Origin of the sequence: Gottfriedia solisilvae, assembly GCF_002128405.1 — a bacterium.
Classification (GTDB): domain Bacteria; phylum Bacillota; class Bacilli; order Bacillales; family Bacillaceae_G; genus Gottfriedia; species Gottfriedia solisilvae.
Window position 1 is genome coordinate 636,261 of sequence record NZ_NETJ01000002.1, and the last position, 22,207, is coordinate 658,467.

Below are 22,207 nucleotides of genomic sequence, written 5' to 3' on the forward strand. Positions count from 1 at the left end.
ACTCACTAATCGTAGTGAGTCTTTTCATTATTTATTTACTTCAGATTTTACTAAACCAGCAACAAGTACATAGCGCTGTGGTGCAGGACCGATATAGCGGAAAGGGTAACAAGTACTTACAGTTAAAGTCGGTCTTGGTTTTGGAATAATTACTGTACGATCATCTTTATCAACGATACGAATTTTTCGCACTTCATACGTAAACGTACCAGCTGAAGTTGTTACAATGAGTTGATCGCCAAGTTTCACATCGCCAAGTTGGCGAAATACTGTATCACGGTGACCCGCTAGTACACTATTATCTCTCTCACCTGGTAGAACCGATTTAGCATAATGGCCAATCCCTTTAGAAAGCTCGTCCTCATTAGTACCATGAAATATTGGAATCTCTGCATTGATCCGAGGGATCGTTAATGTTCCCATTTCATCGCCAAATTTTGGAAAAGTCTTATAAAGTGGTTCATTCCTTTTTTTCTGTTCTAACTTTTTTTCTGTTTCTTTATTCACAGATTCTTTAAATTCATCTTTTGTCTGCTTATAAAGCACATATGTTTTAATCATCGTAAAAGCATTTGTCGTAGCGAAAAATAAGCCAACTAGAAAAAGGAAAGCTGAGAGTGTTAAAAGAATTTTCCGTTTACGATTCATCGATTAACGATTAGCGTTTGCTTTTTTACGTAAAGCAAGTGCAGATAACATCATGAATGCACCAGCTAACGCCCACTCAGTTGTGTGAGAAGCAGTTTTTGGTAGTTTTCCGCCATTTTCAGTTCTAGAAATTGTTTGTGGTTTATTCACTACAGTTTTTACATCATCAACTAATCCTGGAATGTCGATTTCAGAGAATAATTCATCTGATAAAACTGCATCTAATAATAAATTACCTGCATTATCAAAAATATCTACATAAAGCTTAACGTTTTCAGCAGTTTCCAATGAATCGTCCATTGTCAGCATTTGAGCAAAAGTAAGAGGTGATTTTACACCGTTTTGTTCAATTGATACTTTCACATCAATTTTTAATGTAGATTGAAGTTCTTTTACGATATTTGCCATTTCAGCTGTTAGTGCAGCTGGAAGTTCTTCAGGCGTTGTTTCCATTGAGAAAATATCTTCATACTGATCAGACAAATCAGTCATTCTCTCAGCTAAAACTTCTAATTTAGCTTCAACTGCAGGATCTTCTGAAACAACATTTTCAATATATTCAGTTAAGGTATTAATTTCATCTTCAGTAATACCCATCATTTCGAAAATATCAGCAAAGTCTTCCATAGTAGGAGAACCAGTATCTTCTTCTTCCATTAAAATTAAATACTCAACATCTGATGTAAAGTAATAAGTATCTAATAAAGTTGCATCTTCATCCATATCATCATAAAAGACTGCAAGTTCTTTCACTTCTTCTTCTGTGTATCCGTACTCATCTAAAAGAGCCGCTAGACTTTCTTCAGTTAAAGGATCCCCTAATGTTTCTTCTAATTCTTCTACAGAATCATAATCTTCAATAGACTCACCATAGTATGAATTTAAGTACTCTTCTAACTCATCTTGAGTCATGTTAATGCTTGTTAAATAAGCATCTAACTCAGTTTGGTCTGGTGCTGCTAAAGCAGTTACTCCTGGTGTAACTAGAGCTGCGGATAAAACGATTGATGCTACGATTTTCTTCATGTTGCTTCCCCCTAAGTATTATCCTATTAGATAAAAAATGAAATGTGCGCAAGTCTATTAGATAGATTATGAATCTTTCAAACTATCATCCAAAATAAGAATAGTGGTATTACACCAAGAGTAAAACCGATTTGTACGAATAACGAACGAATCGGTTTTACAATGTACTTAACTTATTTCGGAGCGCGTACTACAGATTCGAACTTTCCTTTATGTGAAGCATCACAATACGGAAAGTTACTTGATAATCCGCAACGACATAATGAAAAAGCGGCTTTTTGAGGGAATTTATTTCCTTCAGCATCAATTAGCTCAACCGTTCCAGTAACTCGTAAAGGACCATTATCTAGTACTTTAATTTGAACATCAGACATAATATTGCCTCCTAAACACATTTAGATTAATTATACATTAAATTACTATTAAAAAAAAAGGGGGAAATCATACGAATTATACAATTTTGTTATGAATGTTACGAAGGTTACAAGTAAATATGTTATATTAAAGTAATAATTAAAGAATAAAAGGTGAAATCATGATTCGTTTAGCAAAAAAAGAAGATGCAAAGCAAATTGTTCCATTAATCGTACAAGCTATTGAAGATATTGCTTTTATGTTAACAGGAACAAAAACTTATGAAGAAGCAGAAAAATTATTAAAATATTACGTGCAATCTGAGAACAATCGCTTAAGTTATCATAACTGTCTTGTGAAAGTATATGAAGGACAAGTGATTGGTGTCATTATTGCCTATCATGTTTCGGAATTAGCAAAGCTTGATCAAGAAATGCTAGAAATCATCAGTCGAAATGCAAAAAAGGATGCCAAAGTAGATAAAGAAGCAGAAGAAGGCGATTTCTATATTGATACGGTGTCGGTAAATCCAGAATACCAAGGTTTAGGCATTGGTACAGAGCTGTTAAACGGCTTATTGGAACATGCGAAAACAATCGGAGTAAAAAGAGTTTCCTTAAATGTCGATCAAGATAAACCAGCAGCACGTCGTTTGTATGAAAAAGTAGGTTTTGGATATGAAAAGGTTCAACAAATCATGGGAAAACCATACGATTATTTAGTTTTTCCAGTTATTGAAAGAAATATTCGAATCTAAAGTCGTTTCAGATGCATCCTTTCTATGAATTCAGTTAAAATTAAGATGAAAAGAATAGGAGGGAAACGTATGAACTTTTTTACATTTGCAAATCCAACAGAATTAATTTTTGGTAAAGATAGTGTACAAAAACTAAAGGACAAAGCACAAAGCTTTGGAAAAAATGTATTACTTGTTTATGGTGGCGGCAGCGTAAAAAGAAATGGTCTATATGACCAAATTGTAGGGATTTTAAAAGAAGCGGATAAAACAATTCACGAACTAAGTGGGGTTGAACCAAATCCAAGATTATCTACGGTACATAAAGGGATTCAAATTTGTAAAGATGAGCATATCGATTTCATCTTAGCAGTTGGCGGTGGATCAGTTATTGACTGTACGAAAGCAATTGCTGTAGGTGCAAAATTTGATGGTGAGATTTGGGATGTAATTACTCGTAAAGCAGTTCCGACTGGCGCATTAAAATTTGGAACAGTTTTAACACTAGCAGCAACTGGATCTGAAATGAATGCAGGATCAGTTATTACAAACTGGGAAACTAATGAAAAATTAGGATGGGGAAGTAAATTTAGCTATCCAACATTTTCAATCTTAGATCCACAAAACACATTTACAGTTCCACGTGATCAAACAGTATACGGTTCAGTGGATATTATGTCTCATGTTCTTGAGTCATATTTCCATCATGGAACAAATACAAAAATTCAAGACCGTTTTTGTGAAGGGATATTGAAAACTGTCATTGAAACAGCTCCAATTGCAGTCGAAAATTTAGATAATTATGAAGCACGAGAAACGCTTCTTTACAGTGGAACAATGGCATTAAACGGCATACTAAGTATGGGCGTACAAGGAGATTGGGCTACTCATAATATCGAACACGCTGTTTCTGCAGTATCAGATATTCCACACGGTGGAGGATTAGCGATTATATTCCCACATTGGATGGAGTATGTAATGAGTGAAAATGTTGATCGTTTTGGTCAATTTGCAGAAAGAGTTTTCGGCATTGAACAAGGAACAAAATCAAAAGAAGAATGGGCATTAGAAGGAATCAAAGCATTACGTTCATTCTGGAATTCAATCGGTGCACCTAGCAAACTAAGTGAATATGGAATTACAGAAGATCAACTTGAAGAAATGTCAGCAAAAACCGTGAAGTACGGACCATTTGGATACTTTAAAAAATTAGATCAAGAAGATGCTTTAAAAATCTTAAAAGCAGCACTTTAATAGAGAAAAAGGATAGAGAATTAATCTCTATCCTTTTTTGTTATTATGATTAAGTATTTTCGAAAATTTAATTTCTATAAAGTTTTTTGTTTCATAGTCGTTTGTTTCACAATTTCGTCTAAAAAGGATGAAACAGCGACATAGTATTCTGATTTGTTTTCATTCAAGCTCATAGCATGGCCACCATTTTCTGCAAGGAATAATTCTCTTCTTCCTTGAGTTTTCGCATCGTATAATTGCATCGAATGAGAATAAGGGATATATAAATCTGGTTTACTATGAATAAAAAGAATTGGGTTTTTAATATGTGGTATAGCATCTAAAGGAGAAATATCTTTTATCCAAAAACCTTCACGAAGTTTTAACCAAATACTAGCCACAGGCAGAATCAACCATTTAGGAATGTTATATTCAACTTTTAAACGATACACTAGCTGTTCCTCAAATGTAGAAAATGAACAATCAGATATATAAAAATCAGCTGAATCTTCAACAAATCCTGCATACTGTAATAATGTAGCAGCTCCCATTGATTCTCCGTGTATACCAAGTACAATATGACCTTTCAAATCTTTTAAATAATGTATGATAGTTTGTAAATCGTATTTTTCATAAAAACCATAACTAGTTGTATTACCACCTGATTCACCGTGACGTCTATGATCATAGGTTAATACATTAAAACCAAGCTTTAAAAAAAGCTCAACATATTTAATTGAATTATTTTTATTCACAGTTACACCATGCGTAATAATAACCCATTTGTTTGTGTCGTACATTTCATATAAAAATCCTTTTAAATGATATCCATAATGGGATTCAACAGTAAAGGATTGCTTATCAATTGAACGATACCACCCTTCGTCGAATCGTAAATTTTCTGACTCACGCTGGTAGATATAGTCTAATGAATTTGTTTTCATAAACAAAACTTGCTTTGTAAAATAGAAACCAACAATGATAAAGTACACTAAAAAAATGAAAAGGAAAACGATAAAAAACAACATGTTTTAAACATCACTCTTTCTTTAACCAAATAAAATATCTAATATAGTTGAAAGCTCACCACGCGTTTTTCCTTCTAAAATAGAAGGATTATACACTTCTACAAAACCACAGTTTAAACAAGAGACAAATAAATAATGATTATAGTCAATATCAAATAACTTACTTAGACCAGCCCCAGACATTGATACTTCTTTTATTTTAGCATTTGTTTGTTTACACTTTGAACATACAAACTTATCTTTAATCATTTGACCTGCATTAGACATACAAAAACCCCTCTACCTGAAATTTGTTGAACACGAAAAATTAGAATTTTTTGGAAATTAATTTTAACATAAATCAAGTGAATTTCACAAATCTCTATTTCATGATAAAATTAATAAAAATGATTGATAATTACGGTAGGTGGAACAAAATGGCGAAAAAAAGAAAAACACAACAAACGCAACAACCCTCATATGAGCAAAAAGAAAAAAATACATTAGGCTCATTAATGAATGAAGAATTACTTCAAAAATTAAAAGCCACGAAAAAACAATTACAAGATCAAGAAGTGAAACAAAAAGAAGAAGAAGAAGCGAGAATTCGTGAAGAAAAAAGATTAAAAGAAAAGAATAAATCATTCGAAGAGCTATTAAATGAGAGTAATATATCTTGGAAAGATTTTAAATAATAAACGGTTTTAGTGAGATTGAGAGACTTCGCTGAGCAAAATATATGACCTTTAATGCATTGCATTAGAGGTTTTAATTTTGCAAAGATTTTTTAATTAATAATTTCTAAAAGAAAAAACAGTTCCATTCGATGAAAACAGATAGCCAAAAAGGCTGTTTTAGGAGAGTAGTGTTATTGCCTTTAACTACTAATGATTGCATATTAATAGATCGTAAAGAGTTGCTTCGGCGACTCATTTTTTATTTCCATAATTAGCAGATATGATATGTAAAAATGATATAATAAATGTTAATTCTTAGCTTGAATTAAACGAATTCAAAAACTACATAGAGGTACTGAAATTTTTATCAACTACGAACAACATTCTTACATTTTTCATAGCTATTATTACTTCAATTTTTATCATTTTTGTAACTGAGGACGTTAGCAAAGATGGAAGTCAATTATTTGTCGCGATTGTATTTTTTCTTATTTACGTTGCTGTAGGAGTTCCTATTACATTAGTAATTGATTCAATTGTAAAAAAAATACCGAAACAGAAAAGACTAAATACTTATTTAATCCAATTATTACTGTATTTTATTGCAATACTTTTAATTTCATTAATTGAGGGAAGTCAAATACTTAGTAAAATTAAAGCGTTATCTTTTTATGTATATATATATTTTCATATTCTATTTTTACTTAGATTACCAACTGGTCAAGCAAGCTTTACGATCATAGATTTATTCAGAAATGAGCAAAGAAAATAATAGTTACTACAACAAATAGTTTAATATACAAGGGAGTTTAAGTTATGGGAATGTCAGAATACTATAAAAAAATACGTGAAATCATGGGGAATGAACTAATTTTTATGCCATGTGTGGCTGGAATTATTCGTAATCAAGATGGAGAAATTTTATTGCAAAATAAAGGGAACGGCGAAAAATGGAGTCTTCCTGCTGGTGCGATTGAAATGGGAGAAGCCCCTGCTGAAGCAGTTATTCGTGAAGTTTGGGAAGAAACGGGATTAACAGTGAATCCAAAGAAGTTGGTTGGAATTTTCGGAGGAAAAGATTTTCGTTACCAATATCCAAATGGTCATAAAGTTGAATATAACGTTTTTATGTTTGAGTGTGAAGTTGAACACGGGGAGCTTGTTCCAATAGATGATGAGACAGTAGAATTACGTTATTTTGCTCCAAAAGAAATGCCCGAACTTGCTTTACCATATCCGACTTCTATTTTCATTCAAAAAGAAAGTGAGAAAGTCTACTTTCAATGGGATGAAGCGTGGACAAAAAATCTTACATTAAAATAATGAAGTAGTTCAACAAATGTAAATAGGAGGTGCTCAGCAATGAGATTTGAATTTAAAGAATGTAAACAAAGTGATGTTAATCATTTAATCTCGGAATATGTAAATAAACTAAGTTCTCCTATTGATTCCTTTTTAGAGGACCATATCATTCAATCTATATTTTATTCTATTTGTGACAGTTCTGAAGTCATAGGTTATTATGCGATTCATCATAATCAATGCCTTACACAATTTTATTTAGACTTACCTTATTATCATGTTTCGCAAAAGATTTTTAATCAAGTTTTTGAGGAACATTCGGTTCAATCCATAATGGTTCCAACATGCGACGAACTTTTTTTAAGCTTGGTATTAGATCATGATTATAAAATTGAAAAACAAGCTTATTTCTTTCAAGATAATAAAATGGAAATTCCAAAAGAGAAATTATATAAAAACGGAGAATTTAAAGTTGCAGTCCAAAGCGATGCAAAAAAAATAAAAGAGGTATGTCAGGACTTCATTGATGAATTAGAGGATCGTATTGAAAACAAACAAATATTCACTTTAATGGATGGAAACATACTACTGGGAATAGGGATTGCAGAAAGAAGTCAGTTACTCAAAGGTTATGCAAGTATTGGCATGTTTACAAATGAACTATATAGAAATAAAGGGATTGGTAGAACAATGATACATCATTTGAAAGAATGGTGTTATGACAATCATTTAAATCCGATCTGTGGCTGCTGGTATTATAATGTACATTCGAAACAAACATTAGAAAGTGCTGGTATGGTTTCTAAAACTAGATTATTAAACGTCAAAGTCACCTAGTAAATTTAAATACTACAAGATAAAATATAAAACTTAATCATACAACTGGAGAATGCACATGAAAAAATTACTTATACTCGTTTTAGTTTTACTTTTAATTCCTTTTGGATGTGAAAAACGAGAGAAAAATACATTGGATACTTCTAATTTAAAAAAGAGTGATCAATCACGTCTTACAAAGGAACAAAGAAAGATGATTCCCATAACATATGAATCTTCTTCTTTAGAAGAAGAAGGGTTAGAGGCACTTCCATTTACAATAAAAATACCTAATAAACTACCGTTTAAGGTAAAACCGATTGAATCATTATACATTAGTGATGTTGGTCATAATGGTAAGAAATTGAATGTGAGTTATATGCTTTCCCATTTTAGTAAATCAAAATCCTTTGGCATGAATGTAACGATTTATAATTACAAACCAGAGCTCGAGTCTGAACTTGAATCAGAAGAACCGAATGAAATTGTTCAACTAAAAGACGGAGTTAGTGGTACTTATACAGGAATTTCTTCATCTATTGGTGTTTCATATAAACTTGATAAATCAAAAAAAGCAGATGAGGATGATATTGAAAAAGATTTGATTCAAAATACACTTGTTTTTGAAAAAGGTGGTTTATATTATGAACTTGCATTTGTAGCAAATAATGGTACTGCAGAACAGATTAAACGATATGTTACGAATATCGCAAATCAAATGATGTAGGTATTCTTTGTAAAAGATTTTAGACTGTTTTTTAATACATTCATGCTATTTAAGAAAACGTTATTGAAGACAACTCAGGATACTCCTTTTTCGTGGGGCTTGAGCTGAGCCTCCTAGAAAATGGTAGGCATGCAAAAACCACGATGTCCTGTCGTAACGTTGTTTAACTAAAGCATCCCCAGTAGAGGCAAGGTTTGGTAATTAATAATGATGAACTTTATATTGTCGAACTTGTATATAAAAGATATAGTAAATTAGAGACTTTTAGAAAATGTTTTAGAAATAGAATGTTGAAGGTTTAAAATGATTTTGGAGAAAATAGATAATGAACAGAAATCGGTTAATGAAGTCAAATACGGACTATATATTTTTAGGTGTTTGTGGTGGAATTGCAGAAGGGCTTTTGATTCCATCATTTATCGTACGATTGGTATTTATATTTTTGCCAGTTTCAATAGTACTTTATTTAATTTTGGGAGCACTTATGGGCAAGGATGAATCACTCTATGGTAATTTTCGTTATAAAAAGAACAACACATTTAAAACAGTAATATTAGCGCTTGTTTTATCTGCAATCGTTGTAATCTTTTTTAATAGTCTTTGAGGGAAATAGTTTTTAAACTAGCTTTTTACTTCTTCATAATGAACTGCTTCGGCAGTTTTTTTATTGGTTTATAATAAAAATAATAGAATACTAAAACATACAAAGAGGAACCACCATGAAGCAAAATAGAAAAAGAAAATGGATCATTATAGCAATTCTCTTGCTTTTAGCTAATACGTATTTTTATCCCTACTCAAATCTCAGTCTAAATAAGTCATATTCATATAATGCTGATAATGTAATGGTGAGAGGCTATGTTAAGGAATTACGAGATTTTAAAAAAGTTTATAAAAACGATCTGAAAGAAAATGTTTTCTCAGAAGATATAACTTCTAGGGTGGACTACTTATTATTAATGTCTGAGCAGGAATGGCTAGTAAAAGAAGAAGCATCTAAAATGAAACCCTCTTATCTATATAGTCTTTATGAAGATATGAAAATATTAAAAGAAAGTTTAATGGAGTTAGAGTCAGAAAAAAACTTTTCTCAAGAAACAGAGTCTTATTTAACGTATGCAATCATCAGATGTAAGTCGATTCAAAAGCAAATATTATATATACTAAACTCAAAAAATGATTCGAGGTATGATTTGCAAACTTTATATCATAATTTACAAGTCGGTTTTATGGGCTTTTTCGGTATTTTCACTTCTTATTATGAAGCTGCTAAACGGGAGAAGTTAAATTGATAGATTCCTTAAACTAGTTCGAAGTATTTGTAGTGCTTTTTAAAATTTTAAGACAAAAATAGACTTATTAAATTAACATTGGGTTTATTAGGAGGATCTTCAAGTGAAGGTCCTTTTTTTATTACCTAAAACTTTTAGTTTTAAGATCATTTGAGTATGGCTAATTTTGAGTGATCTATGCTTTTTATTGGTTTTTCTAAGAGATGCTTTAAGAAGCATATCTGCGTACTAATCGTCATAAAAGTAAGAATAATAAATAAAAAACAAATTCCTACTTGATTTATATGAATACTTGGATTAGAATTTCGTAAAATAGACTAAATAAAGAAAAGAGGGAAAAGGATGAACACATTTTATATTATTTTGAATGTCGCGGTCTTATTATTGCTTATGTTTGGTTTATATTTATTGCAGAAAAAGAATGTATCTTTTTCAAAACGCGTATTCGCAGGTTTAGGTTTAGGTCTTATTTTTGGTTATATCATTCATTTAATCTATGGAACAGATCATGAAGTTACAGTAGGTACAATTGATTGGTTTAGCATTGTTGGTAGTGGTTATGTAAAACTATTACAAATGATTGTTATGCCACTGGTTTTCATTTCTATTGTCGGAGCATTTACAAAATTAAAGTTAACCAAAAATATTGGGAAAATTAGTTTCCTTGTAATTGGCTTATTACTTGGAACGACTGCTATTTCGGCAGCAATTGGAATCGGTACAGCATTAGGATTTGGACTTGATGGAATTGAGTTAACTGCTGGTGATGCAGAGAATGCTAGAAATGTAGAGTTACAGGATCGTGTTGTGGCTGTAGAAAATATGACTATTCCAAAACAAATCCTTGAATTATTTCCAAGTAATCCATTTTTAGATTTAACAGGTGCACGAGCTACATCTACAATTGCAGTTGTTATATTTGCAGCATTTGTAGGGATTGCTTATCTAGGTGTGAAACGAAAGGATCCTGAGCATGCAGAATTCTTCTCTAAAATTATTGATACTTTATACGCTATAACTATGAGAGTTGTTACATTAATTCTTCGTTTAACGCCATATGGTATTTTAGCAATTATTACAAAAGTTGCAGCAACTAGTGATTATGATGCAATTGTCAAATTAGGTAAGTTTGTAGTGGCTTCATATGTGGCATTAATTTTAGTGTTTATTGTACATTTACTACTATTATCATTTGCAAAACTAAGTCCTTTACATTACGTGAAAAAAGGATTACCAACTTTAACATTTGCCTTTACATCACGTACAAGTGCTGGAACTTTACCGATGACAATAAAGACACAAACGAAAGATTTTGGTGTTTCAGAAGGAATTGCAAACTTTGCTGGTTCATTTGGACTTTCTATAGGGCAAAATGGATGTGCGGGGGTTTATCCAGCGATGTTAGCAGTAATGGTTGCTCCAGCTGCTGGTGTTGATCCTACAAGTATATCATTTATCATCTCTCTAATTATAATCGTAGCGATTAGTTCATTTGGTGTAGCAGGTGTCGGTGGTGGAGCAACATTTGCTGCTTTAATCGTACTATCTGTTATGAATCTACCAATTGCAATCGTAGGGCTTTTAATCTCAGTTGAACCTCTAATTGACATGGGCCGTACAGCATTAAACGTTAGCGGAGCAATGACATCTGGAATTCTAACGAGTAAGGCGACAGGTGAATTCGAAAATGAAGTATACCAACAGCCAAATGTAGTAGAAGCATAAAATTAACAGAAGATACTCATACACTTTTTTGGATAGTCATTATTGGCTATCCAATTTTTATTTCTAATATATAAATAATTAATTATAATTTTATTTTACTAACTGGCGAGTTGCTTAGGGTGACTCGTTTTTTGTTTATAAAAGGAATATAAATAAATAACAAGAATTATATATTTGATAATGAATTCTATAAGCAATGATTTTTTAGATAGAGGTGGAAAAATGACAACAATTTTTAGTTTCATAGGTATCTATTTGATGCCCTTTATTTGTATAGTGTTTATCATAAGCATAATTGATCTTATAAAACTATTAATTAATGGATTGGAAGTCAAAAAGGAATTAACGATAATCATTGTGATTACATTTACATTAATGGTTTATACACCTATTTATTTAATAGTAAACAGTGTCACCATTTGAACTATCAAACGAATGTTTTCCGGTTTTCAACATAAAAGAGGGCAATTTTTCAAAATGATTGTTTCTTTTTAGGATTTGAAAGGCTAAAGACAAAAGTTGTAATCAACTAACACATACTAAAATAGCGAAAAAGGAATGAAAAAAGTGGAAGAGAAAAAAGTGACATGGTTAGAACTATTTTATGATTTACTGTTTGTTTCAGCTGTAACAACTTCAACACATGTACTACTCCACGTGGAGAATGGGTTGGTACATCCAGAATATTTGTTTAAATTTGTCTTAATGTTCATCCCTATATGGTGGTCGTGGACTGGTCAAACGATGTTTACAAATCGGTTTGGAAAAGATCATATTAATCAGCAGGTTTTTATGGTTCTTCAAATGTTTTTTGTGCTCATTTTGGTATCGAGTTTATCAGTGGATTTTGATCAATACTATTTTTCATTTCTAATTGGCTATATTGGAATTAGAGCGATCACAGCGATCCAATATCTACGCGTTTTAAAGCTTGAAAATGGTCATAGAAAACAGGTAGCTATGTACTTAGGAACGCGTTTTTGGATTGGGATTTTCATTTCATTTCTGTCATTATTTTTTGACTCCTGGATGAGGTACGCAGTATTGTATGCTGGGATACTAGTTGATATTATTGTTCCAATTTTAGGACGTAAGTATTTGGTAAAAGCACCAATAAATCCGGCTCATTTGCTAGAACGCTTTGCTTTATTTACTTTAATATTATTTGGAGAATCCGTCATTAGCATCATTACTATACTACAACCATTAAGTGGAAGTTGGCATGCAATATTCTTTTCAATTATAACGTTTATTTTTATTATTTTGATCTGGTTGCATTATTTTCATAACATCGAACGGAAGGTAAACAAACATGCTAAAAGAGCAGGACAGACTATTATTTATGGGCATTTATTTATATTAATGTCTCTAAGCATGATCGCAGCATCTATTAAATTAATGTATGTAAATGAAGTCAGTTATTCATATATGATCTATTTCGTTTTCGGTTCTGTATTGATTTACTATTTATCAACTTCTATTGTTTTTCATAAATGTAAGAATAATAGATTGGATTTGAAAATAAACCATATTGTTTTATTATTAGTGATTCTCATAATCATATTTATAATGAATTTAATACTAGTCGTTCCTCCAATTGGCGTGATGATTGAATTATTACTATTTTTTTTAATTGTTCACTTCTATTCAAAAGTAAGTATGATTTACGAAAAGCTAACAAATCGTTAGTAAAATCGTAAAAAATAAAAATAACCTGTACCTTAGATTTCCATAGATACAGGTGGTATATAGTAAAATATAAGTCCATATATATATTGATTATCTGGGCAAGAAGAAATTTTTATTTACCCAGTAAAGACATAAAACCTTTATAGATTAGAACAAGAGAGAAAATTACAACAGCTAAAATACCAATTATAGTAGTTACTGGTTCTAAACTTGCTAAGAAAGTACCTTCTAAAGGAATTCTTAATAAAGCAAAACCTGCTAAAATACTAGCTAACATTAAAAGAATAGCGCGATCCATTTAGTTATCCCCCCTATCAATATATTTTATGAACAATTGATAGTTATGTTGAATCAAAAACAGGCTATTATAAAAAATGTGTGTTTATCATGCTTTTTCTCAATGAGAAAACCCTTTCAAAGGTTTGATGCTTCAATTTTAGAGATAAAATGTAAATAAAGTAATAAATATGAAAAGGTAAAATGAGGAAAGTCTTACTGACTGTTTTTTATATGAGTAGTTTAAGAGATAAATTGATAGGAGAATGAGTATGAACTATCTAATTTGGATTAGAAAAAGGGAAAGGTGCATGTCTTAATGAAAGATTTTCATTGCTGTGCTACTTGTAAACATTTTAAAGCAGTGAAAGAATCAAGAAATATGAAATATTATTGCAGTCGTTTAGGTTTCGAAACAAAAACGACATATAAATTTGATTGCTGGAGCCCTAATGAGCATGTACTGAAATTGCTGAATAAGAATAACATGCAAAAAGACAGTTGAAAGAAATCTCTAATGCTCATGGGAGGGGTGCATAATTAAAAAAGTGGCATGACCATGGCCTTAAAAAAATCAAAGCCACAGTCAATGCCACAAATTTATTTTAGTAACTATCTAAAAAAAACGATTGCTAGAATCTTCTAGCACTTATTATTTAGATGTTTCCTCTGCATACTTTTTGAAATTATTTAAAATTGCTTGCCAGCCTTGTTGTTGAAACTCAACTGGATTTTGAGTTTCAGCATCAAACGTTTCAACGATTTCAGTAGCGTCTCCTAAATCCTTAAAAGTGATTGTAACTTTTCTACCATCACCTAGTGTATATGCAATATACTCATTTGTATTTACTTCATCATAAATTCCACCAAAATCGAAACCAAAACTTCCATCCTTTGCTTCCATTCTTGATGCGAATTTCCCACCAACTCTTAAATCATTCTCAGAAAAAGGTGTATGCCAGTCATCTGAAGCAGTGTTCCATTTTTTAATATGAGTTGGCTCGTTCCAATAGTGCCATACCTTTTCAACTGGTGCTTGAACAGTTGCTTGAATTGTTACGTTTTCAAATGTTTGCATTTCATTTACCGCCCTTCAAAATAAGAATATTTTATTATGTATTGAACTAAAGCTGCTTAACTACATTGTAAATGATTTCCAAAGGTTATGCTACTTCATCATTATTTCCATAAGCCTAAGTAGTAACCCAATTACATAAATTTTATTTTTAGTTGATTTAATGATTTATTCAATGATTTCGCCGTCTTCCACTTTTATTTCACAATGTGGGCAAAGGACATAATCGTACACCTCTGTTTCAAAATTGATTTGAAATGGCAATCGTACTTTGCAATTAGGGCATTTCCAGAAGAATAGGGTAATGATCACAAATAAGAATAAGAAGAAAATGCCTAAATAAAAAAAGATATTAAACCCGTAAATGAGTCGGCCAATAAAGTTTAGCGGAATTGAGATGAGCCAACAAATAATGGCAATTTTTCTAAGCTTCACAATATCAATAACTTTTTTACCCAAATGATTAGCATCCTTTCATAAAATGGAAAAATATTGAAATATTTAGTAAAATTCTAACACAAATAATGATTAAAGTTACATTTCAATTTCGACAAAATTACTTATTCAAGTGAGAAGAAGGGGATGTAAAAACCCTTCTTTTCATTAGGGAATGAATTCAAAATTAATACACTCAACTATTAGTAATCTTCAGCCATACCCAAAACTTTTCCTTCAATATAGTCTTGAGATATAGGTCCAAGTTCATAGCTGTCTTTTATTCTCCAACCATTATCAGCTAGTATAAACACTTCATTTTTTGGAATGACCACTGATTTAAGGTTTCTATGAAAATATTCTTTCCAATCATTTTCACCTATAATTTCATTCCCATTTGCTTTCATCATTTTTTGATAAGTATGAAAGTCTGAAATTCCATTATTCATAGATTTTGCATAGAAAGCTTTTAATTTTTTGTTGTTAATAAATATCTGACCATCTTTGATTTCAAGTGTTTCCCCGGGTAATCCAATTACTCGAGCAACATTTTTCTGACCAGTTTTTGGTGTTTTGAAGAATACAACCTCACCACGCTGAAATTTATTTTTGATGTAATACTCCTTATCGACCACTAAAGTACCTGAATACTCATTGTGCCCACGATACATAGCATCGTATAAGTAATCTATTTCTGAATACCCAACTGAATCAAATACGGGGACATCTTCAAGAGTTGAGGTGTCTGTTATTGTTTCTATTACAATCGATTTCTCTTTCTGTTGACAGGCGACAAGAATGAGGCACATCCCAAAAATAAAAAATAAGTGTTTCATAAGATCCCCTCCATTTATATCAATATTCTATTTGATGGTAATCATTACCTTTTATCTATTTATGATTAGAACTGTAATGAAAATCGGAATAAATTTATATGGGTTTTGAAGGAATGATCGATCTTAAATAGAAGTATTTAAATAATATGGATATATTTTCCATAAATTAAATTGTTTCGTAACAAGTATTTGTCATTCGAAAGGGAGATGGAATTGAAGAAGTTAATTTTTGCAATCATCACATTAGGAGTTCTAATTGGTTTAACTTGGTTCGTTTCAGATTTAATGAACGCTAAAATGGTTGACTATGCATTTTTTGTTGGACTAATTGTAACGATTGTTATTCGTTTATTCACAAGTAGTGGAGGTTTTGCATCGAATAGTGTAAATTTGAGTACTCAAGCACAGACGGGCATGAAAGTTACCGGAACAGAAGGGCCTATCACAGTAACACAAAAGTCATTCTCTTTTTTAGTGTCTTTATCATTTACCATTATATCCTTACTTACGACAGTCATTTACTACTGGACTGAATTTTAATTTTTAGGATTGAATACAAGACAAAATTAATTTTTTTTAACCGATTTTCCAACGAGGAAATCGGTTTTTTTGATTCACAATAGCTAAGGATCAAACTTTTGTTTAATTAATGGTGGATTGTAGTTGAATTTAAATTGAAACCTGCATATACTGTTAATAACACTATACTGTTAATAACAGTAAAATGTGATTAACAGTATATACTGAGGATTTATCGTTATTGATTTCTTTTACATTAAATTTAGGAGGTTTAGTGTCATGAAGCATACAGGGAGACATACTGGAGCATTTATTTTACTGTTTTTAACAGAGGGAGATAGCTACGGGGGAAAGCTTTGGCAGAAATGTGAGGAAGAGCTTCCCATCAATCCAATTGATAGCTCAATATTATATCGCACACTAAAACAATTAGAAAATGAAGGTGCTGTAGAGTCATATTTAGGTACAACTGAACAAGATAAGCCAATAAAAATGTATAAAATCACTGAGGTTGGAAAAGAAAAGTTAGAAGAATTTCAAGTAAATATTGAAAGAAAAATTAAGAACTTATCATTTTTCTTAGAAAAATATCAGGTATGGAAGGAATCTAACCATGATTAATGGGATCATACTGTACTCTATTGCGATTATTTTTGTTACTATTTCTTTTATAAAGGACAGAAATAAAACAAAAGATGCACTAAAACAGTCATGGAAAATGTTTCGTAATATTTTACCAGATATTTTATCAATTATGCTTTTCGTAGGACTTTCACTATCTTTACTAACACCATCTTTCATTTCTTCATTTTTAGGAGAAGAATCTGGATTGATGGGTATTGTTTATTCTACAATCATAGGTTCGTTTGCACTAATACCAAGTTTTATCGTATTTCCATTAGGGGATACATTAGTCCAAAATGGTGCTGGGCTCCCACAAGTTGCTGCTTTAATGTCGACAATGATGGCGGTTGGAGTGATTACGATACCTATGGAGCAAAAATTATTTGGTCGAGGCTTTGCATATTCACGTAATGCTGCAGGAATCGTTATGTCACTTCTATTTGCATATATTATTTGGGTGGTGATGGGATGAATGCATTAAAAAGATATCGTTTCTTTTTCATATTACTAATTGGTCTTTTGATTCTTACTGTTTTAAATCAAAGGCTAGGATGGAAGGCATTTCAATTAACAGGAAACAGCATTATAAATATGCTATTTCTACTTCCTCCTGTCTTAGTATTTGTTAGTTTACTAGATAAATGGGTAGAAAAAGAAACACTGATCAAATATATGGGGAAAAAATCAGGTATTTATGGGACAGTTTTCTCACTAGTTTTAGGAGTAATTGCAGCAGGTCCCCTATATGTAGCTTTTCCTATGGCAGTCCTTTTTTTACAAAAAGGAGCGAGCATTCGTTACATTGTGTTTTTCTTAGGGGTTTGGACAACAGCAAAAATACCAACAGCAATATATGAATTTACTTCATTCGGCATTAAGTTTACACTGATTCATATTTGTTTTGGTCTCGTATTCTACTATATATTGGGTATAATCTATGAAAAGTTTTATGACGGAAGAAGCTTGATGAAATATGAATTGAATGAACAAAAATCAATGTAGAAAATATTCTTAACTAAATAAATGCGTTCTAAAAAATAGCTTTTTTATTAGTAAAAAGGCTATTTTTATTTTGTAAAAGGCAGGATAGTTAAAAATGAAATAGAAATACACATTAATCATTATCAAATTAATAGGAATCTGAATCTCTTAACTTAATAAGTAAGAAAAATAGATTTTCAATATGGCACATTTAATCACATAATTTCATTATTTTGGTTAAAAGGGAGGAAAAACATGCACATATCTAAACAATGGGTTAAAGAGGATTGTGATTATATTCGAAATAAGGTAATTGAATACAATCTATCAATGCTTCCAGATGAAGTCAAACAATCATCATTTAATGTTAGTTATATACTTAGAAATGATGCCGGGGAAATTGTTGGAGGCATCACTGGAAAGATTGTCTGGTATCATTTACATATAGATTATCTATGGGTGGACGATTCATTAAGAGGTAAAGGCTACGGTGAAAAATTGTTACAACATATCGAGAAAACGGCAATAGAAAATAATTGTAGGCTAATCCTATTAGATACGTTTAGCTTTCAAGCACCAGACTTTTATCAGAAACTAGGCTTTAAGGTAGTGGGGATTGTAGAAGATCATCCGAAAGGATTTAAGCAATATTATTTAGAAAAGAAACTTACACGTGAATAAGATGAATTGTGACTAAGCATGAGATAAACTATCATAATGGACTGCTTCGGTAGTCCTATTTATTTTGCGAAGAGATACTTTAGTTTATAAAAAGTCTACATTTAGTTTCAAAATGAAGTTAAAAATACAATGAAAAGTTCACAAAATGTTCACTTATGAAGACCTTTCCACTAACGCTATAATAACGAAGGTGTTAAAAGAAAGGATGATGGAAATGCCGACAACTAAGAAAGAAAGTTTTTATTTTGGATTAATGATGTGTGCTGGGATGGTCGTGGTCATGACATTTTATAATTTAATCATAAATGACTTGATCGGAGAAATTCCTTTAAAAGGAATACTGTTACAACTTTTGTTGGGCTTTATTGTTGCATTCTTAATAGAGTCATTTATTGTAGGCCCGGTTGCTCAGAAATTAGCTTTATCACTACCATTCGATAAATCTAAAAAGCTTTTTGTGATTCTTTCCATTTCATTTTTTATGGTGATTGGAATGGTTCTCTGTATGTCTCTTTATGGAGTAGTTACTGCCTATTTATCTAACGTTCTAGAAGAATCGTTTGTTAAAAGTTACATTACGATTGCTTCTAGAAATTTTATTTTTGCATTGCCACTACAGCTTCTGATTATGGGACCAATTGTACGCTACTTATTTACTAAATTCGTAAAAAGTCAAAGAATGATGAAGTCTAGTAGTCTATAGAATCCAAAATCCTTTAATGAAGTTTAAGTCAGCTTTCAATTATGTTTGACCAAAAAGTATAGTTATTGAACGGAAGCATGCAATGCGTAGTTCAATAACTTCACATTCAAACGTACTATAGAATATAATTGAGTAAATCTCAAAAAATGGTAACTTTTGTAAGAGTCTACATAAAACGGAGGTTTTAAGATGTTGTTTTTTATCGTCAGCATCGTGCTTTGGACTAGTATCATTGCTGTTCCAGTAACCATCATTTGGGGAATCTGGAAAAAGTCAGTCATCGCCTTTATTAGCAGTGGGATCTTTGCTTCATTATTGTATATATGGATTTGTGTATTTAACGAACTAAGTCACTTTTTTGTCATCGTACCTTTATTTCTTTTCCTAATAGCGTATATGATTTTTCGTAAAAGCGGAAACACCAAACGATAATTATTAAGGTAATAATTAAAAGTAATATAAACAGTTTTTTAATCAATATTTGAAGAAACATCGTCTAATATTATTATTCTGAATATTGTAAATTAAATTCATTAAAAGTTTATTATTATCGACCAAACTTAAATAAATCTTGGTAGGCTTTTGTAATGTTTGAGTGAGGGTAAGGAGGGGATTAGTTTGTTTTTTAAGAAAAAATCATACTTTGGAGAGAAAAATGGCGTAAAGTACATGAATGGAGTCGTAAAATTTCAAAGTGTTACTTTGAATGTTTACTGTTATGTAGTTGATGGCGTATTAATTGATACTGGAGCACAGTCCTTACATAAATATTTTAAATCGTTTGTTGAGCAAACAGATTTTGATCAAGTAATGCTGACTCATTCTCATGAGGATCATTCAGGCAACGCGGCTTATGTTGGAAAAATGAAAAAAGTACCTATATTTTTAAGTGAAAAAGCGATTGATGAATGTAAAAAAAGAGCAGATTATCCTTTATACCGACAATTGTTTTGGGGAAGAAGAAAGGCATTTGATGCGCAAGCAATGCCTGATCAGTTTCAATCCAGAAATGCGACTTGGGAAATCATTGCGACACCAGGGCATGCTAAAGATCATAATGCACTTTTGAATCGTGATACCGGACAATTATTTACTGGAGATTTATATGTAACCGAGCGGACAAAAGTTGTATTAGCAGAAGAACATATCCCAACAATTATACAATCTTTAGAGCAGGTTTTAGCTTATGATTTTGAAGATGTATTTTGCAGTCATGTAGGTTTTGTAGAGGATGGTCGCGCAGCGCTGGAACGAAAGAAAGATTATTTATTATCACTTCAACATGATGTTTTAACTTTACAAAAAGAAGGCGTTACAGCGGAAGAAATCAGTAATAAGCTATTTCCAAAAAAATATCCTATTATAAAATTTTCTAGCGGGGAATGGGATTCACTACACATAGTAACCTCGATTTTGAATGATAAAAATAAAGTATAAATAAAACATATAAAAAACCCTGAATTTTTTATAAATCAGGGATTTTTTTTATTAATATTGAATGATATGATCAGTCAGTATTTTGTTGATTTTTTTTCTTTTTACTATTGACCAACGTAGAATAAGTTGGATGTTCAGTTCCATTCATAAGTTTATAGACATATGCTGATGTTTTTTTATAGCTGTCTTCTAGTTTAGTAGCGATATAGTCAGTTCGTTCAAAAATAATGGAACGGATATGATTGAGTTGGCGGGAGATTTTTTCGGTTAAAGCTTCTTGGGTGTCTAAGCGATTTAGTACCCCTGTTTGGAATTCTTCTTGTTTTTGTAAAGTATCAGCTACTTCTTTTTGTAGTTCAAGCTGTTTATTCAGTAGTAATGTAAGATGTTCGTTTGATGATTCATTTTTTTCCATGCGACTTACCAATTCTTGATAAGTTTCACTTAAGCTATTCATTTGATCAATAATCGATTCTTTTAATAACTTTTCACTTTCTTCTATTGAATGTAACCTTTTTAACATCATATTTTCTAAATCCTCATGGTTACGACTACTAACAATTAGATCATTTATTTGTTCTTTCATTTGATTCCACTGAGTGGTTTGCATCTCTTCTAGTTGTTCATATTGGGGTTTCAGTTCAGCGATTGAATTTGCTAGGTTCGTATTACTTAATTGTTGTTCTTTTATAAGCTCTGTTAAGGCAGTATGTCGAACTAAACTTTGATTTTGGGCCTGAATTTTTTCGATATTTTTATAAACATCTGGATGATCATGTTTATTAATAAATAATCCCATGAATTTTTCTCCCTCCTTTCATTATTGATACGATAATTTATGCACAAAAAACAGAAGGGGGAACGCAGGTTTAAATCGACGAATGATCTATAATGGAAAACACGTACGGAAAATATAGTCAAACCGCATTTTATATCTAATCAGTAGCAAGAAAAATTTGTTTGAGACTGTCTTTAATTTGTCTGTAAGTATTAAATTGTTATCATGATAGATTGATGAAACATCGGGAAACGATTATGATAAATATATAGAAATTTTCCAACTTTTAGGAGGTACTATGATTCTAGCTTGTATTGTAATCGGTATATTAGGTGGGATCTATATCATGTCATTCGAGAAAGTTAACAGATGGTATAATAGCATTTTTACAAGTGGTTCATTAAGTAGTAGTCCCGACTCTTTTTATGTCGTATGTCCAAAGTGTAGTAGTAAAGTAAAAAGAGTTAAAGGTGGTTCAAAACTGTAATACTTGTCACAATTATTTTTAATAAAGAATGTTGTATTAAAAGTTTGTGAAAACAAAGGTGCTATATTAATAAGATATGAAACTCTATCGATTTACTTTCCTCAGTTTTTTTAATTAAGAATAAGAAAAAGAGCATGCTGAAC

29 protein-coding genes are annotated in these 22,207 nt (G+C 31.3%); 19 read left to right on the plus strand and 10 right to left on the minus strand.

The genetic code is table 11. The features are described 5' to 3' along the window. Window positions 1-27: 27 nt before the first annotated feature. The 3 genes from srtD to CAB05_RS07890 form a co-directional block, all read right to left on the minus strand. Window positions 28-648 carry a class D sortase, LPxTATN-specific gene (gene srtD / locus CAB05_RS07880; RefSeq protein ID WP_087999271.1) on the minus strand — a complete coding sequence of 207 codons (621 nt, stop codon included), beginning with the start codon at window positions 646-648 and terminating at the stop codon, window positions 28-30. A gap of 3 nt (window positions 649-651) precedes the next feature. Next, window positions 652-1,674 carry a processed acidic surface protein gene (locus tag CAB05_RS07885; RefSeq protein WP_087999272.1) on the minus strand — a complete coding sequence of 341 codons (1,023 nt, stop codon included), beginning with the start codon at window positions 1,672-1,674 and terminating at the stop codon, window positions 652-654. 173 nt (window positions 1,675-1,847) lie between these two features. Continuing rightward, window positions 1,848-2,048, minus strand: coding sequence for a CDGSH iron-sulfur domain-containing protein (locus CAB05_RS07890; protein ID WP_087999273.1), 201 nt, complete (start codon window positions 2,046-2,048; stop codon window positions 1,848-1,850). Between the two features lie 161 nt (window positions 2,049-2,209). Here CAB05_RS07890 and CAB05_RS07895 point away from each other — a divergent pair, with 161 nt between their 5' ends. Both CAB05_RS07895 and CAB05_RS07900 read left to right on the plus strand, forming a co-directional pair. After that, on the plus strand, window positions 2,210-2,785 hold the full coding sequence (locus CAB05_RS07895) for a GNAT family N-acetyltransferase (protein ID WP_087999274.1): 576 nt from the start codon (window positions 2,210-2,212) through the stop codon (window positions 2,783-2,785). A 69-nt stretch (window positions 2,786-2,854) separates the two neighbouring features. Further along, window positions 2,855-4,018, plus strand: a complete 1,164-nt coding sequence (locus CAB05_RS07900; protein ID WP_087999275.1) for an iron-containing alcohol dehydrogenase — start codon at window positions 2,855-2,857, stop codon at window positions 4,016-4,018. A 74-nt stretch (window positions 4,019-4,092) separates the two neighbouring features. Here CAB05_RS07900 and CAB05_RS07905 read toward each other — a convergent pair whose 3' ends face one another. Continuing rightward, complete coding sequence (locus CAB05_RS07905) at window positions 4,093-5,025, minus strand: alpha/beta hydrolase (protein WP_087999276.1); 933 nt, start codon at window positions 5,023-5,025, stop codon at window positions 4,093-4,095. Window positions 5,026-5,046: 21 nt separating this feature from the next. Further along, window positions 5,047-5,292: a zinc ribbon domain-containing protein gene (locus tag CAB05_RS07910; protein ID WP_167374463.1), complete on the minus strand. Its 246-nt coding sequence runs from the start codon at window positions 5,290-5,292 to the stop codon at window positions 5,047-5,049. Between the two features lie 101 nt (window positions 5,293-5,393). Here CAB05_RS07910 and CAB05_RS07915 point away from each other — a divergent pair, with 101 nt between their 5' ends. The 8 genes from CAB05_RS07915 (at window position 5,394) to CAB05_RS07955 (ending at window position 13,232) form a co-directional block, all read left to right on the plus strand. After that, complete coding sequence (locus CAB05_RS07915; RefSeq protein WP_235821393.1) at window positions 5,394-5,699, plus strand: YqkE family protein; 306 nt, start codon at window positions 5,394-5,396, stop codon at window positions 5,697-5,699. 798 nt (window positions 5,700-6,497) lie between these two features. Then, window positions 6,498-7,004 carry an NUDIX hydrolase gene (locus tag CAB05_RS07920; protein ID WP_087999278.1) on the plus strand — a complete coding sequence of 169 codons (507 nt, stop codon included), beginning with the start codon at window positions 6,498-6,500 and terminating at the stop codon, window positions 7,002-7,004. 39 nt (window positions 7,005-7,043) lie between these two features. Next, the gene (locus CAB05_RS07925) at window positions 7,044-7,820 is read left to right on the plus strand and encodes a GNAT family N-acetyltransferase (RefSeq protein ID WP_087999279.1); all 777 of its coding nucleotides are present in this window, start codon (window positions 7,044-7,046) and stop codon (window positions 7,818-7,820) included. Window positions 7,821-7,878: 58 nt separating this feature from the next. Further along, a complete protein-coding gene (locus CAB05_RS07930) occupies window positions 7,879-8,526 on the plus strand; it encodes a hypothetical protein (RefSeq protein WP_087999280.1) in 648 nt (215 codons plus the stop codon). Window positions 8,527-8,851: 325 nt separating this feature from the next. Further along, window positions 8,852-9,130 (plus strand): PspC domain-containing protein, encoded by a 279-nt coding sequence (locus CAB05_RS22655; protein WP_087999281.1) that lies wholly within the window; start codon window positions 8,852-8,854, stop codon window positions 9,128-9,130. A 115-nt stretch (window positions 9,131-9,245) separates the two neighbouring features. Further along, window positions 9,246-9,818 (plus strand): hypothetical protein, encoded by a 573-nt coding sequence (locus CAB05_RS07940; protein WP_087999282.1) that lies wholly within the window; start codon window positions 9,246-9,248, stop codon window positions 9,816-9,818. Between the two features lie 342 nt (window positions 9,819-10,160). Beyond that, window positions 10,161-11,543 carry an L-cystine transporter gene (locus tag CAB05_RS07945; RefSeq protein ID WP_087999283.1) on the plus strand — a complete coding sequence of 461 codons (1,383 nt, stop codon included), beginning with the start codon at window positions 10,161-10,163 and terminating at the stop codon, window positions 11,541-11,543. A 567-nt stretch (window positions 11,544-12,110) separates the two neighbouring features. Further along, entirely contained in the window at window positions 12,111-13,232 is a 1,122-nt protein-coding gene (locus CAB05_RS07955) for a low temperature requirement protein A (RefSeq protein ID WP_142283067.1), read from the plus strand. Window positions 13,233-13,344: 112 nt separating this feature from the next. Here the strand turns inward: CAB05_RS07955 and CAB05_RS07960 are convergent, their stop codons facing one another. From CAB05_RS07960 to lepB, 4 genes are all read right to left on the minus strand, one after another. After that, a complete protein-coding gene (locus CAB05_RS07960) occupies window positions 13,345-13,530 on the minus strand; it encodes a hypothetical protein (RefSeq protein WP_087999286.1) in 186 nt (61 codons plus the stop codon). Between the two features lie 630 nt (window positions 13,531-14,160). Continuing rightward, complete coding sequence (locus tag CAB05_RS07970; protein WP_087999288.1) at window positions 14,161-14,586, minus strand: SRPBCC family protein; 426 nt, start codon at window positions 14,584-14,586, stop codon at window positions 14,161-14,163. A gap of 165 nt (window positions 14,587-14,751) precedes the next feature. Then, complete coding sequence (locus CAB05_RS21860; protein WP_142283068.1) at window positions 14,752-15,042, minus strand: hypothetical protein; 291 nt, start codon at window positions 15,040-15,042, stop codon at window positions 14,752-14,754. 179 nt (window positions 15,043-15,221) lie between these two features. Further along, complete coding sequence (gene lepB, locus CAB05_RS07975; RefSeq protein WP_087999289.1) at window positions 15,222-15,854, minus strand: signal peptidase I; 633 nt, start codon at window positions 15,852-15,854, stop codon at window positions 15,222-15,224. Between the two features lie 213 nt (window positions 15,855-16,067). Between lepB and CAB05_RS07980 the strand changes: the two genes are divergently transcribed. The 8 genes from CAB05_RS07980 to CAB05_RS08015 all read left to right on the plus strand — a co-directional run bounded on the left by CAB05_RS07980 (window position 16,068) and on the right by CAB05_RS08015 (window position 20,799). Further along, a complete protein-coding gene (locus CAB05_RS07980) occupies window positions 16,068-16,394 on the plus strand; it encodes a hypothetical protein (RefSeq protein ID WP_087999290.1) in 327 nt (108 codons plus the stop codon). Between the two features lie 258 nt (window positions 16,395-16,652). Beyond that, the gene (locus tag CAB05_RS07985; protein WP_087999291.1) at window positions 16,653-16,994 is read left to right on the plus strand and encodes a PadR family transcriptional regulator; all 342 of its coding nucleotides are present in this window, start codon (window positions 16,653-16,655) and stop codon (window positions 16,992-16,994) included. Beyond that, window positions 16,987-17,469 carry a hypothetical protein gene (locus CAB05_RS07990; RefSeq protein WP_087999292.1) on the plus strand — a complete coding sequence of 161 codons (483 nt, stop codon included), beginning with the start codon at window positions 16,987-16,989 and terminating at the stop codon, window positions 17,467-17,469. Before CAB05_RS07985 ends, CAB05_RS07990 begins: the two co-directional genes overlap by 8 nt. Then, window positions 17,466-17,999 (plus strand): permease, encoded by a 534-nt coding sequence (locus CAB05_RS07995; RefSeq protein WP_087999293.1) that lies wholly within the window; start codon window positions 17,466-17,468, stop codon window positions 17,997-17,999. The genes CAB05_RS07990 and CAB05_RS07995 overlap by 4 nt, the downstream gene beginning before the upstream one ends. A gap of 234 nt (window positions 18,000-18,233) precedes the next feature. Continuing rightward, window positions 18,234-18,659, plus strand: coding sequence for a GNAT family N-acetyltransferase (locus CAB05_RS08000; protein WP_087999294.1), 426 nt, complete (start codon window positions 18,234-18,236; stop codon window positions 18,657-18,659). A gap of 214 nt (window positions 18,660-18,873) precedes the next feature. After that, complete coding sequence (locus CAB05_RS08005; RefSeq protein ID WP_087999568.1) at window positions 18,874-19,362, plus strand: DUF2798 domain-containing protein; 489 nt, start codon at window positions 18,874-18,876, stop codon at window positions 19,360-19,362. 189 nt (window positions 19,363-19,551) lie between these two features. Continuing rightward, window positions 19,552-19,794: a hypothetical protein gene (locus tag CAB05_RS08010; RefSeq protein WP_087999295.1), complete on the plus strand. Its 243-nt coding sequence runs from the start codon at window positions 19,552-19,554 to the stop codon at window positions 19,792-19,794. A gap of 186 nt (window positions 19,795-19,980) precedes the next feature. Continuing rightward, on the plus strand, window positions 19,981-20,799 hold the full coding sequence (locus CAB05_RS08015) for an MBL fold metallo-hydrolase (RefSeq protein ID WP_087999296.1): 819 nt from the start codon (window positions 19,981-19,983) through the stop codon (window positions 20,797-20,799). Between the two features lie 70 nt (window positions 20,800-20,869). Here the strand turns inward: CAB05_RS08015 and CAB05_RS08020 are convergent, their stop codons facing one another. Further along, on the minus strand, window positions 20,870-21,598 hold the full coding sequence (locus CAB05_RS08020) for a hypothetical protein (protein WP_087999297.1): 729 nt from the start codon (window positions 21,596-21,598) through the stop codon (window positions 20,870-20,872). Window positions 21,599-21,875: 277 nt separating this feature from the next. Between CAB05_RS08020 and CAB05_RS08025 the strand changes: the two genes are divergently transcribed. Further along, entirely contained in the window at window positions 21,876-22,064 is a 189-nt protein-coding gene (locus CAB05_RS08025) for a hypothetical protein (protein ID WP_087999298.1), read from the plus strand. Window positions 22,065-22,207 lie beyond the last annotated feature (143 nt).